Annotated in this window: 9 protein-coding genes; 1 reads left to right on the top strand and 8 read right to left on the bottom strand. The window is 61.4% G+C overall.

Translation table 11 applies throughout. The annotated features are described in order from the left end of the window. Positions 1-187: 187 nt before the first annotated feature. From hydA to C0Z16_RS02585, 5 genes are all read right to left on the bottom strand, one after another. Complete coding sequence (hydA, locus tag C0Z16_RS02605) at positions 188-1,639, bottom strand: dihydropyrimidinase (RefSeq protein WP_102630683.1); 1,452 nt, start codon at positions 1,637-1,639, stop codon at positions 188-190. Positions 1,640-1,691: 52 nt separating this feature from the next. Beyond that, positions 1,692-3,203 (bottom strand): NCS1 family nucleobase:cation symporter-1, encoded by a 1,512-nt coding sequence (locus tag C0Z16_RS02600; RefSeq protein ID WP_102630682.1) that lies wholly within the window; start codon positions 3,201-3,203, stop codon positions 1,692-1,694. Between the two features lie 127 nt (positions 3,204-3,330). Then, positions 3,331-4,659, bottom strand: coding sequence for an NAD-dependent dihydropyrimidine dehydrogenase subunit PreA (preA, locus tag C0Z16_RS02595; RefSeq protein WP_102630681.1), 1,329 nt, complete (start codon positions 4,657-4,659; stop codon positions 3,331-3,333). Between the two features lie 59 nt (positions 4,660-4,718). Beyond that, positions 4,719-6,068, bottom strand: a complete 1,350-nt coding sequence (locus tag C0Z16_RS02590) for an NAD(P)-dependent oxidoreductase (protein ID WP_102630680.1) — start codon at positions 6,066-6,068, stop codon at positions 4,719-4,721. Between the two features lie 116 nt (positions 6,069-6,184). Further along, positions 6,185-7,465, bottom strand: coding sequence for a Zn-dependent hydrolase (locus C0Z16_RS02585; RefSeq protein WP_102630679.1), 1,281 nt, complete (start codon positions 7,463-7,465; stop codon positions 6,185-6,187). Positions 7,466-7,768: 303 nt separating this feature from the next. Here C0Z16_RS02585 and C0Z16_RS02580 point away from each other — a divergent pair, with 303 nt between their 5' ends. Continuing rightward, positions 7,769-8,521: a TetR/AcrR family transcriptional regulator gene (locus C0Z16_RS02580; RefSeq protein ID WP_175130668.1), complete on the top strand. Its 753-nt coding sequence runs from the start codon at positions 7,769-7,771 to the stop codon at positions 8,519-8,521. Positions 8,522-8,587: 66 nt separating this feature from the next. On the opposite strand, the gene boxA is transcribed toward C0Z16_RS02580, so the two are convergent. The 3 genes from boxA to boxC all read right to left on the bottom strand — a co-directional run bounded on the left by boxA (position 8,588) and on the right by boxC (position 13,051). Further along, positions 8,588-9,829, bottom strand: coding sequence for a benzoyl-CoA 2,3-epoxidase subunit BoxA (gene boxA / locus C0Z16_RS02575; RefSeq protein WP_102630980.1), 1,242 nt, complete (start codon positions 9,827-9,829; stop codon positions 8,588-8,590). A gap of 62 nt (positions 9,830-9,891) precedes the next feature. Further along, entirely contained in the window at positions 9,892-11,319 is a 1,428-nt protein-coding gene (boxB, locus tag C0Z16_RS02570) for a benzoyl-CoA 2,3-epoxidase subunit BoxB (protein ID WP_102630678.1), read from the bottom strand. A gap of 61 nt (positions 11,320-11,380) precedes the next feature. Continuing rightward, positions 11,381-13,051, bottom strand: a complete 1,671-nt coding sequence (gene boxC / locus C0Z16_RS02565; protein ID WP_102630677.1) for a 2,3-epoxybenzoyl-CoA dihydrolase — start codon at positions 13,049-13,051, stop codon at positions 11,381-11,383. Between the last annotated feature and the right edge of the window lie 48 nt (positions 13,052-13,099).

Genomic DNA, 13,099 nt, shown 5'->3' with positions numbered 1-13,099 from the left:
TCTCCACTATCACATGACTTTGAACTTTACAGCAGATGCGACGACGCGGCATGCATCGCAACATGGAAGTAGGCGGGGCGCCATCGGGGAAAACGCGAGACGCGTCATGCTGCAGCGAACGCGCAGCAACGAAAGGAAATGCGGCGCGGGCTTGCACGCCGCGCCGCATAGGTGGATAGCCGAGGCTTTATCGCTCGACCGGATGCGGCTCTTTCAACTTGTTGGACACACGGATCGCGTCGAAATAAGCCGCATTCGGCGGACGCTTCTGATATCGACCCGCGCCTCGCACGGCTCGCAAGTCGCCATTGGTCCAGGCAAGCGCGCCGCGCGTGAGCGTATGCATCGCCATGCCTTGTACCGTCATGCCTTCGAACACGTTGAAGTCGACCTTCTGATGATGCGTCTTTACGGAAATCGTCTTGCTCGCATTCGGGTCCCACACGACGAGGTCGGCATCCGCGCCCACCCGTACCGCGCCTTTACGTGGGTACAGGTTGAAAATCTGCGCGGCATTCGACGACGTAATGCGCACGAACTCGTTCGGCGTGAGACGTCCGGAGTTCACACCGTGATGCCACAGCACCGCCATGCGATCTTCGACGCCGCCGCAGCCGTTCGGTATTTTCGTGAAGTCTTCGCGGCCCATGGCCTTTTGCGACGCGCAGAACACACAGTGATCGGTTGCCGTGGTATGCAGTTGGCCTGCCTGCAAACCGCGCCACAGTGCCTCGCGATGTTCGGCCGAGCGAAACGGCGGGCTCATCACATGCGCCGCCGCGCGCGTCCAGTCGGGATCGCGATACACCGCTTCGTCAATCACCAGATGGCCCGGCAGCACTTCGCCGAACACACGCAGCCCTTCGCTGCGTGCACGCGAGATTGCATCCACCGCGTCTTTCGCAGACACGTGCACGATATACACCGGCACGCCCAGCACTTGCGCGATACGAATGGCGCGATTGGCCGCCTCGCCTTCCACTTCGGGTGGCCGTGACAGTGGATGCGCCTCGGGACCCGTGAAGCCCTTTGCGAGCAACTGACGCTGTAACTGGAACACCAACTCACCGTTTTCCGCATGCACGGTAGGCAGCGCGCCGAGTTCGAGCGACCGCGAGAAGCTGTTCACCAGCACTTCGTCGTCGGCCATGATCGCGTTCTTGTAGGCCATGAAGTGCTTGAAGCTCGACACGCCGTGCTCATGCACAAGCGTGCCCATGTCGCGATACACCGAATCGTCCCACCATGTCACGGCAACATGAAAGCCATAATCCGCCGATGCCTTCTCCGCCCAGCCGCGCCACTGTTTGAACGCTTCCATCAGGCTTTGCTTCGGACTCGGAATCACGAAGTCGATGATGCTCGTCGTGCCGCCCGATAATCCCGCTGCGGTGCCCGTATAGAAATCGTCGCTTGCGGTGGTGCCCATAAAGGGCAGCTCCATATGCGTGTGCGGATCGATGCCGCCGGGCATCACATACTGCCCGCCCGCATCGACAATCGTCGCGCCTGCCGGCGCCTCCAGGTCGGCGCCAATCTGCAGAATCGTGCCGCCGTCTTGCGGATCGGCACACAACACGTCCGCTCGATACGTGTTCTCCGCGTCGATAACAGTGCCGCCGCGAATCAGGGTCGTCATGGTGCCGCCTCCTTATGAGCTTGTATGTTTCGCTATCACGTATGCAGTTTTCTCACGCACTTGCGACGCGCGCGCTGGGTCCCTTGCTGAGCTTCATCCATGCGCTATACACGATCGACGCCAATGCGAGCCCGACAAACCATGCATACGTATAGAGCGTATTGAAGATCGACGGCACATTGGCGAACGAAGCGGGAAACGCGGTGTGCAAGAAGCCGGGCAGATTCGGCAGCACGCCGATCACGAGCGCCACCACGGCTCCGATATTCCAGCCGCCGGTATAGCTGTATTCGCCGCGCTCGTCGAACAGTTCGCGCGTATCGAGACGCGTGCCGCGAATCAGGAAGTAGTCGACCATCAGAATGCCCGCCACCGGACCGAGGAGCGCCGAATAGCCGACGAGCCACGTGAAGATATAGCCCTGCGTGGTAGCGAGAATCTTCCACGGCATCATGACGATTGCGATCGTCGCGGTGATCATGCCGCCCACGCGATACGAAATGCCCTTCGGCCACAAGCTCGAAAAATCATACGCAGGCCCGACGAGATTCGCCGCGAGATTGCAGCACATCGTGTCGAGTGTGAGGATGATGAGTGCGACGCCAACGCCAATGCCCGTCATGCGGCTCGTCAGATCGATCGGGTCCCAGATCGCCTTGCCGTAGATCACCACGGTGGCGGACGTCACCACCACGGAGATCACCGAGAGCAAGGCCATCGGCACCGGCAAGCCGATCGACTGGCCGACAATCTGATCGCGCTGCGTTTTTGCAAAACGCGTGAAGTCAGGAATGTTCAGCGCGAGCGTTGCCCAGAAGCCGACCATCGCCGTGAGACTCGGCCAGAACGTAACCCAGAACATGCCTTCTTTCTTGCCGCCCGGCACGAACTGCGATGGCGCCTCCAGCATCGAGCCGAGCCCGCCCGCCTTCGATGTGGCCCACCAGACGAGCACAACGCACATCACGATCTTGATCGGGGCCGACCAGCTTTCGAGCCAGCGGATCGAATCCGTGCCATGCACGATGAAGTAAATCTGCAATGCCCAGAACACGAGGAAACAGGCGAGTTGTGCAACGGAGATGTCGAGAAACGGCAAGGCCGCGCCGTGCAGCGCGTTGCCGGTGAGAATGTTCAGCAGCGTATAGATCGCGCTGCCGCCGAGCCACGTCTGAATGCCGTACCAGCCGCAAGCGACGATTGCGCGCAGCATTGCCGGCAACTTTGCTCCTTGCGTACCGAACGACGAGCGCACCAGCACCGCATACGGAATGCCGTGCTTCGCGCCCGCGTGGCCGATCATCAGCATCGGCACGAGCACGATCAGGTTACCTAGCAGCACGGTCAGCACCGCCTGCCACGGCGACATGCCCTGCTCTGTCAATCCGGCGGCAAGCATGTACGACGCGATATTCATCACCATGCCCACCCACAGGGCGGCGAAGTGATACCAGCGCCAGGTGCGCTGCGCCGTGCCGGTTGGCGCAAGGTCGTCGTTGTAAAGACTGCTGCCTTGCGCGCCGGCCGCGAATTGCGGATCGACGGGTTGCGCGGTCTGCTTCATCAAAAGATCTCCACTAGATCGTTGAAGCCCGCGCGGCTTCTGTCGGCGCGTCGGGCGTTAAAAAGGAAAATGCCGGGAAAACACCAGGTGCAGTGCAAGCGCTTCACTACGACGAATAGCTCTTCTTTCAGGCAGCTTTTATCGCATGGGCTGCCTCGGCGCTTGCGGCCGCCTTCTCCACCTGACTCTCTGCCGCATTCACGCGCGACGGATTGTTCGGATGCGTGGTCCAGTTTGCGTACTCGCCGTTGTCCACGCGCTCCATCGTGATGCACTGCTCGACCGGACACACGTGCATGCATAGATTGCAGCCCACACATTCGGAGTCGATCACTTCAAAATGCCGGACGCCATCTTTTTCTTTCATGATGGCCTGGTGCGCGGTGTCCTCGCAGGCGATATGGCACAGGCCGCACTGAATGCACTTGTCCTGGTCGATGCGCGCCTTGATGTCGTACTTGAGGTTCAGGTACTGCCAGTCCGTGACGTTCGGCACCGCGCGGCCGCGAATGTCGTCGAGCGTCGCGTAGCCTTTTTCGTCCATCCAGTTCGACAGGCCGTCGGCGAGGTCCTCGACGATACGAAAGCCGTAGTGCATCGCCGCCGTGCAAACCTGCACGCTGCCCGCGCCCAGCACCATGAATTCCGCCGCATCGCGCCAGGTCGAGATGCCGCCGATGCCCGAAATCGGCAGGTTCGGTGTTTCGACGTCACGAGCGATTTCAGCGACCATGTTCAGTGCAATCGGCTTCACCGCCGGGCCGCAATAACCGCCGTGCGTGCCCTTGCCATCGACCATCGGCAACGGCGACATCGCGTCGAGATCGACGGCGACGATCGAATTGATCGTGTTGATCAGCGATACACCGTCCGCGCCGCCCTTATAGGCCGCACGCGAGCCGAGGCGAATGTCGGTGATATTCGGTGTGAGCTTGACGAGGCACGGCAGCTTCGTGCCCTCCTTCACCCAACGCGTGACCATCTCGATGTACTCGGGCACCTGGCCGACCGCGGCGCCCATGCCGCGCTCGCTCATGCCGTGCGGACAGCCGAAATTCAATTCGACCGCGTCGGCGCCGGTGTCTTCAACAAGCGGCAAAATCCATTTCCAGTCGCTTTCGTTGCACGGCACCATCAGCGAGACGATCATTGCGCGCTCGGGCCAGTCGCGTTTCACTTGCGCGATCTCGCGCAGGTTGACGTCAAGTGGGCGGTCGGTAATCAACTCGATGTTGTTCAGCCCGGCCATGCGTTGACCGTTCCATTGCACCGCGCCGTAACGCGAACTCACGTTGACCACATGGGGATCGAGGCCGAGCGTCTTCCACACCACGCCGCCCCAACCGGCTTCGAACGCACGGTTCACGTTATAGGCTTTGTCGGTCGGCGGCGCGGACGCAAGCCAGAAGGGATTCGGCGATGTAATGCCGGCAATCGTACAGCGCAGATCGGCCATGTTCGGCTCCTTGGGGACGGCTGTTTTTTACGTGAGTCGGTGCTGCGCGTCGATCGACGCTACGCGGCTTTGACCGCCGTGCGCGCGAACTGCGCGTCGATGGCGGCAGCCGCGAGCTTGCCGTCCTGCACCGCTTGCACCGTCAGGTCGATGCCACCCGTGGCCGCACAATCGCCACCGGCCCACACGCCGGCGAGCGACGTCTGTCCGTTTGCATCCACAGCGATGCGGTTGCCGTCGAGTGTCAACAGTTCGCGCTCGAGACCCACCGGCACCAGCGTCTGACCAATGGCTTTGAGCACCATGTCCGCTTCCATTACGAAGCGCTCCTGATCGCCCGCGCTCAATGTACGTTCGAACTCGACACCCGTGATCACGCCACCCTCGCCGATCAAACGCACAGGCGTGGCATGCGTAATGAGCGTGACGCCGTTGGTCTGCGCGAACTCGCGTTCGACGCAAGTCGCGCTCATCGATTCGACGCCGCGCCGGTACACCATCGCCACCGACGTCGCGCCGAGCTTGCGGCTTTGCACGGCGGCATCCACCGCGGTATTGCCGCCGCCTATCACGACGACGCGGCGGCCCACCGGCACCGTGCCGAAATCGCTCGCGCTGCGAATCTCTTCGATGAAGTCCACGGCGTTCATCACGCCGCTCAACTCCTCGCCTTCCATCGCGAGCGCACGCACGCCCGTGAGGCCAATCGCGAGAAACACGGCATCGTGTTGCTTGCGCAGCGTATCGAGGTCGATGTCGCGTCCGAGCGCAACGCCGTGTTTGATCTCGATGCCGCCCACGGAGCACAGCCAATCGACTTCACGTTGCGCGAAATCGTCGACCGTTTTATACGCGGCAATGCCGTACTCGTTGAGGCCGCCGGCTTTTTCGTGAGCGTCGTAAATCGTCACGCTATGGCCCGCGAGTGCAAGCCGATGCGCGCACGCGAGTCCCGCGGGCCCCGCGCCAACCACCGCAACGTGCCTGCCGGTTTCGGGCGCTCGTTTGAACAGCGCTTCGCCGCGCGCCATCGCCCAATCGGTCGCGTGACGTTGCAGCGCGCCGATCGCCACCGGCTTCGCGTCCTGATGATTGCGCACGCAAGCGCCTTCGCAAAGAATCTCGGTCGGACAGACGCGCGCACACATGCCGCCGAGCGGATTAGCCGACAGAATATCTACGGCGGCGCCCTTCACATTGCCGTGACTGATCTTGCGGATAAAGCCGGGAATGTCGATCTGCGTCGGGCATGCGTTCACGCACGGTGCGTCGTAACAATAATGGCAGCGACTCGCGGCCACAGCGGCAGCGCTCGCGTCGAGCAAAGGTGCAATGTCGGAGAACTCGCAGGAAAGCTGTTCGGACGACAGGCGCTGCGCGGCGATGTCGCCGGTTGGCTTGATGGCCATACACGTTCCTTCTTCGATATGAGGACGCAGCCGCACCTGTGGGCTCTCGCGCAAGCGCAGCCCGGACGGCATGTTTTATCGGCACTGCGGTGAAGCGGGTAAAACTGATCAGCGTGCTATGACACCGGCTCGCAAGCGCGCTCGAGCATCGCGTGCAGCAATACATTCGCGCCCGCTTCGATCCATTCGAAGGTGGCGTCCTCGATTTCGTTGTGACTGATGCCGTCGACGCACGGCACGAACACCATCGAAGTCGGCGCGACTTGCGCGAGATAACAGGCGTCGTGCCCCGCGCCGGACACCATGTTGCGATGCGAGTAACCGAAGCGTTCGGCCGCCGCGCGCACCGACTTCACGCAGGCTTCGTCGAAGGCAACCGGCGCATAGTAGAAAATCTGTTCGAGTTCGGTTTCGAGGCCGATGCCGCTCGCAATCCGCGCCACGCCCTCACGCAACGCGGCATCCATCTTCGCAAGCACTGCATCATCCGGATGACGGAAGTCGACGGTAAAGAACACCCGCCCGGGAATCACATTGCGCGAGTTCGGATAGACCTGCATCATGCCGACGGTCGCACAACCGAGAGGCGCGTTGTCGAGCCCAATGCGATTGACCAGATCGACCACGCGTGCGGCGCCGAGCAAGGCATCACGCCGACGCGGCATCGGCGTCGGGCCCGCATGCGCCTCCTGGCCCGTTAGCGTGATCTCGTACCACCGCTGACCTTGTGCGTCCGTCACGACCCCAATGGTTTTCTGCTCGGCTTCGAGAATCGGCCCTTGTTCGATGTGCAATTCGAACGCCGCATGCAATTGACGGCCGCCGCAAGGTACATCTCCTGCATAGCCGATACGCTGCAATTCGTCGCCGATCGTCTTGCCGTCCACATCCTTGCGCGACAACCCGTATTCCAGCGAGAACACGCCCGCAAACACGCCCGACGCAACCATGGCCGGCGCGAAACGCGAGCCTTCCTCGTTGGTCCAGATCACCACTTCGACAGGATGCTCTGTCTCGATGCCGTGATCGTTCAAACTGCGAATCACTTCGAGGCCGCCCAGCACACCGTAGATGCCGTCGAAACGGCCGCCGGTCGGCTGCGAGTCCGCATGCGAACCGGTCATCACGGGCAACGCATCGGGATTGCGGCCGGCGCGGCGCATGAATACGTTGCCCATCTGGTCGACACTGACAGTGCAGCCGGCTTCTTTCGCCCAACTAACTATCAGATCGCGCCCCTCTTTGTCGAGATCGGTCAGCGCCAGACGGCAGACACCGCCTTTAGGCGTTGCGCCGATCTTCGCCATCGTCATCAGGCTGTCCCACAGCCGCTTGCCGTCGACCTTGATCGACGTAGCGGGCTCTACCCGCTTTAGCGCTTCGGATACCACGTTCATTCGTCTCGCTCCTTTCGGTGAACCGACATGAAACTGGTGCATGGGCGGCGGCTTTTTGGGGCGTGTCCGCACGGCGGCGGTGCAAGTTTGATGCACTCAGTGGGCGCTCATAGCGAGGGCAAACCCTGATGCATCTCCCGCTCTCTCAATCCTGTCCAGTTGGACAGGTTGTAGCCGATTACCACCGCCAAATCAATGCCTTTCGTACGGTCAACAGCAGAGCGAGAAGCGTGCCATTGCATTGCAGCACGGCTAACGTTCACGACAGAAATACGCGTGTCCCCACGGCGTCAAACGACTAGAATGAAGCGCGACGCGGCACACATGCCGCCGAAGGCGAACATGAGAGACGACGACGTGGCCGCTGGCATCACGGAAAACGGGGAAACGCGTACGCCTTTGCGGCGGCGCAAGGCACACATTCGCGAGTCGAATGAAGCGCATCTTCTGGCGTGCGCGGAGGCGGTTTTCGCCGAGCGCGGACTCGATGGCGCGAGTACGGCGATGATCGCCGAACGCGCCGGCTTACCGAAAGCCAACGTCCACTACTACTTTCCGACGAAGCTCGCGCTTTACCGGCGCGTACTCGAAGACCTGTTCGAAGACTGGTATCGAGCGGCCGATACATTCGAATGCAGCGACGATCCCGTGGAAGCAATCGGTGGATATGTGCGCGCGAAAATGGAGTTGTCCCGGCGCCGTCCGCTCGGCTCGAAAGTGTGGGCGAGCGAGATCATCCACGGCGCGGAGCATATGGAAGACATCCTCACGCAACGCGTGAAGCCATGGCTCGATAGCCGCGCGAAAGTCATCGACGACTGGATCGCGCGAGGCCTGCTTGCGCCTGTCAATGCACGAACGTTGATGTATATGATCTGGGCGACGACCCAGCATTACGCCGATTTCGACGCGCAGATTCGCGCACTCAAAGGCAAGCGCGCGTTGACCCAGAAAGCGTTCGAAGCGACGACCGAGGAAGTCGTGCAACTGGTGATTCGCGCATGCGGAGCGGTATCGCCGTCGCAACGTGACGAAGGCGCGGACCCTTCGCGCTAGGGTCTTAGCGAAACGCCTGCAGTTCTGCGGATGAGCGACTGCGGGGCCTCGTTTAGCGGGCTCCGATCAATACGTTTCCAGATGCAGGCGCCCTTCTTTCTTCAACCTCGCCCACAACGCTTCCCAATCCATCTGATGCTGCTCGCCGATCTCCTTGAGCGCTTGCAGCACGCCGTCTTCCATGCCCTTCAAACCACACACGTAGATATGCGTGTTGTCGTCCTTCAGCATGTGAGCGACGTCGACCGCACGTTCGCGCATCGCGTCCTGCACATAACGCTTTGGCTGACCCGGCGTGCGCGAGAACGCCAGATTCGTATCGATGAAATCTTTCGGCAAGTTAGTTAGCGGACCAAAGTACGGCAACTCCTCTTTGGTGCGCGCGCCGAAGAACAGCATCAGCTTGCCCGTTGCGCCCTTCAGGCGGCGTCGCCGGCGATACTCGGTCATCGCGCGCATCGGCGCGGAACCTGTGCCGGTGCAAATCATCAGGAGATGCGAGTTCGGATGATTCGGCATCAGGAAGGTGCCGCCGAACGGGCCGATCACGGTCACCGCGTCGCCCTTCTTCAGATCGCACAGATAATTCGAGCAGACACCGTCGCTCGAATCGCCATGTCGTTGCGCGACGCGCTTGACCGTCAGCGAAACGTTGTTGTAGCCGGGCCGTTCGCCGTCGCGTGGACTCGCAATCGAATATTGGCGCGCGTGATGCGGGCGGCCGTCGCCAGTTGCGCCGGGTGGCAAAATGCCGATCGATTGTCCCTCCAGCACTGGAAACGGCATCGATCCGAAGTCCAGCACAATGTGATGTATGTCGCTTTCGGTCGCTGCGTCGGTGAGCCGGTAGTTGCCGACCACGGTCGCGGTGGTCGGCGTCTTATGCGTGTAGAGATTCACGTACGGCTTCGCGGCGGACCACGGCGGCACGACTGATCCACGCACGGTATCCACTTCGATGCCGCTGGCGTTCGCCGTTGCATCGCTCGTTGCCTGCGCAGCGGGCAACTCGTCCGCCGCGGGCACAGCCATGGTGTTCTGCTCGGGCAAGACGTCCCAGGTGAACTGCTCCGCGACCGGATACGCGTCGGCCTTCAGCACCGTGCGCCAGTTGTCGATTGCGCCGGTCGGACACGGCGGCACGCACGCCATGCAGCCGTTGCAGACATCCGCTTTCACCACGTAGTTGTTTTCGTCGTGCGTGATCGCATCGATCGGACAGGTCTCTTCGCACGTATTGCAGCGAATACAGATCTCCGGATCGATCAGATGCTGCCTGAGAACCTCGATCGACACTGGGCCGTTCATGACTTCCTCCACCATGTAGTGCTGCGCAAGCGTGTCACGCGCGCTTCGTGCATCTCGTGCGTTCAGTTGAAGCGCACGTATTCGAAATCGACCGGTTGACGGTTCACGCCCATTGCGGGCGGCGCAATCCAGTTCGCGAACTTGCCGGGCTCGGTGACGGGGCCCATCAGCGATGCAACGAACGCGCGGTCTTCCGGCGTGGCGAGCCACTTTGCCTCGTTGGCGGCCCACTCGGTTTCGCTCACGACGCGGCCGTCGGGGGAAACGCGAGTGCCCGCGAACGTGCCGATCAGCCGATTGAACGCTTTATGCGGCACCGTCATACGGAAATCGATGCCAGCCTTTTCGAGCACCTTGTTCCAGCGTCCCACGCCCGCCACCGAGTCCTTGATGTAGTCGTCGCGCAGCACTTCGTTCATCGCGTTGAGCATCGGCACTTCGCGCTCCACCAGCTTGCCGTCCTGCACGTCGAGCAGCTTGTAGCTCTGCCCGTTCAACTGATGATCGTCGTCGCGCTTGCTCTCTTCATAGCGGCCCTTCAGGCCCGAGCTATAGAACGTGGCTGCGTTCGATGAATGATCTGCGCCGAACAGATCGATCGTCACCGAGTAATGGAAGTTCAGATAGCGCTGGATGGTCGGCAGATCGATCACACCGGCTGAGCGAATCTTCGCGACGTCGTCCGTGCCTAGTTCATTCATGACCTGTGCAGTGCGCTGGATCACACGAGAAACGCCCGATTCGCCGACGAACATATGGTGCGCTTCTTCGGTCAACATGAACTTCGTGGTACGTGCGAGCGGATCGAAGCCAGACTCGGCGAGGGCCGACAGCTGGAACTTGCCGTCGCGGTCGGTGAAATACGTGAACATGTAGAACGCGAGCCAGTCAGGCGTCTTCTCGTTGAACGCGCCGAGAATGCGGGGGTTGTCCTCGTCGCCCGATCGGCGGCCGAGCAATGCTTCGGCTTCCTCACGACCATCGCGGCCGAAGTAGCGATGCAGCAGATACACCATCGCCCAAAGATGGCGGCCCTCTTCCACATTGACCTGGAACAGGTTGCGCAAGTCGTACATGGAAGGCGCGGTCAAGCCAAGATGACGTTGCTGCTCGACCGACGCCGGCTCGGTATCGCCTTGCGTCACGATGATGCGGCGCAGATTCGCGCGATGTTCGCCAGGCACGTCCTGCCATGCGGCTTCGCCCTTGTGCTCGCCGAAGTGAATCTTGCGGTCCTGCTCGCCCGGCGTCAGGAAGATGCCCCAGCGGTAGTCCGGCATCTTCACGTGATCGAAATGCGCCCAGCCGCCCGCATCCACGCTCACTGCCGTGCGCAAATAGACGTCGTAGCCATGCGAGCCTTCGGGGCCCATATCGCCCCACCACGACAGGAAATTCGGCTGCCATTGTTCGAGCGCGCGTTGCAGCGCGCGGTCGTCGGCGAGGTTGACGTTGTTCGGAATCTTTTCGCTGTAGTTGATCGTTGACATGTCGGTTCCTTGCAGTGCTAAAGATGAGAGGCGTGTATCGGGAAGCAGGCGTTACGCCGTGTCAAACGCGCGAGACGTCGAATTGCGCCTTGCTGCCCTTGCCGTACACCTTGAGCGCGCCCTTCTCGCCCACTGCGTTCGGCCGGTTGAAGATCCAGTTCTGCCACGCGGTAAGACGGCCGAAGATGCGGGTCTCCATCGTCTCGGGACCGTTGAAGCGCAGATTCGCTTCAAGTCCGGTCAGCGCGTCCGGCGACATTGCCGCGCGCTCTTCGAGTGCAATGCGGATTTCGTCGGCCCAGTCGATGTCATCCGGCGATGCGGTGACGAGACCCAGACGTTCAGCTTCGACCGGCTTGACCGGCTGACCGATCAGCGAACGCACGGCGTCGAGCGGTTCGGCTTCTTCATAGAAACGGCGCGCCAGTCGCGATTGATGCGTGACCATCGGATAGAGGCCGAAGTTGACTTCCGACAGCGTGATGACCGGTTCCTCTTCCTCATTACCTGGCAATGCGGCCATATACGTGCGATCCGCGGCAAACGCGAGTTCCGCGAACGTGCCGGCGAAGCACGAGCCGGGTTCGACCAACGCGAACAACGAACGCGACGACACGTCGATGCGCGAGAGCGTGCGGCGCAACAGCCCAATCGTTTCGCGCACGAACCAGTGATCCTTGTGCTGCATCAGCACGGCGTCGGCGGCGAGGACGTTGCGCGCCTCGCCTTCGGTTCGGAACACCCACGTGCCGATCTCGAGTTCGTTGGTGCGCATCGACAGAATGGCGTCGTCGAGTTCGCGGGCGAATTGCAGCGGCCACCAGTTCGCGCCTGCGGCGACGATCGCGTCGGTATTCGCTGGCTGTTCCGTTTGCGGCGCTTTCGCGGTGAACGTCGCAATACGTTTCGCGCGATCGATCGTGACGTCGAGCGTTTTATAGGTGAGGCCGTCTTCGCGATCCGTGCGCGCGATGCGCGTGAGCATCACGCCCTGGGCCTCCGAAGGGCGATCGCTTTGCGCGGCGAGTTCGAGCGCGCGGGCTTCTATGGCCTGCTCGAACTGATTCGGCTTCACGACTTCATCCACGAGACGCCATGCTTTCGCGCGCTCGCCGCGAATACCTTCCACCACCGTGCAAAAGATGTCCGCGCGATCATGGCGCACCTTGCGTTTATCCGTCACACGCGTGAGTCCGCCCGTGCCCGGCAACACGCCCAGCAACGGCACTTCAGGCAGCGATACCGACGACGAGCGGTCATCGACCAGATAGATTTCGTCGCAAGCGAGCGCAAGCTCATAGCCGCCGCCTGCGCACGCACCGTTCACCGCGGCAAGAAACTTAAGACCCGAATGACGCGACGAGTCTTCAAGGCCGTTGCGCGTTTCGTTGGTGAACTTGCAGAAGTTGACCTTCCACGCATGCGACGAAAGACCGAGCATGAAGATGTTGGCGCCCGAGCAGAACACGCGGTCCTTCAGACTCGTCAGCACCACCGTCTTGACTTCGGGATGCTCGAAACGGATGCGTTGAATCGCGTCGTGCAGTTCGATATCGACGCCGAGGTCGTACGAATTCAGCTTCAGCTTGTAGCCGTCGCGAATGCCGCCGTCCTCGGCGATGTCGATGCCGAGCGTCGCCACCGGGCCGTTGAAGCTGAGCTTCCAATGCTTGTACTGGGAGGGATCGGTGCGGTAGTCGACCGGCGCGATGGCTGTTTCTGCTGTGGACATGGGCGTCTCCTGACTGGGCGATGCGAGTTGTTGATCGAACAATAGTGC

The sequence above is a fragment of the Paraburkholderia rhynchosiae genome (genome assembly GCF_002879865.1).
Classification (GTDB): Bacteria; Pseudomonadota; Gammaproteobacteria; order Burkholderiales; family Burkholderiaceae; genus Paraburkholderia; species Paraburkholderia rhynchosiae.
Note: the sequence above shows the minus strand (reverse complement) of the source record. Positions and strands in the feature narration are given on the sequence as shown.

Coding starts and splice junctions, on each gene's coding strand:
- hydA (WP_102630683.1), bottom strand. CDS start 1,639: ATGACGACCCTGATTCGCGGCGGCACTGTTATCGACGCGGAGAACACG.
- preA (WP_102630681.1), bottom strand. CDS start 4,659: ATGGCCGATCTGCGCTGTACGATTGCCGGCATTACATCGCCGAATCCC.
- boxC (WP_102630677.1), bottom strand. CDS start 13,051: ATGTCCACAGCAGAAACAGCCATCGCGCCGGTCGACTACCGCACCGAT.
- boxB (WP_102630678.1), bottom strand. CDS start 11,319: ATGTCAACGATCAACTACAGCGAAAAGATTCCGAACAACGTCAACCTC.
- C0Z16_RS02600 (WP_102630682.1), bottom strand. CDS start 3,203: ATGAAGCAGACCGCGCAACCCGTCGATCCGCAATTCGCGGCCGGCGCG.
- C0Z16_RS02585 (WP_102630679.1), bottom strand. CDS start 7,465: ATGAACGTGGTATCCGAAGCGCTAAAGCGGGTAGAGCCCGCTACGTCG.
- C0Z16_RS02580 (WP_175130668.1), top strand. CDS start 7,769: ATGAAGCGCGACGCGGCACACATGCCGCCGAAGGCGAACATGAGAGAC.
- C0Z16_RS02590 (WP_102630680.1), bottom strand. CDS start 6,068: ATGGCCATCAAGCCAACCGGCGACATCGCCGCGCAGCGCCTGTCGTCC.
- boxA (WP_102630980.1), bottom strand. CDS start 9,829: ATGAACGGCCCAGTGTCGATCGAGGTTCTCAGGCAGCATCTGATCGAT.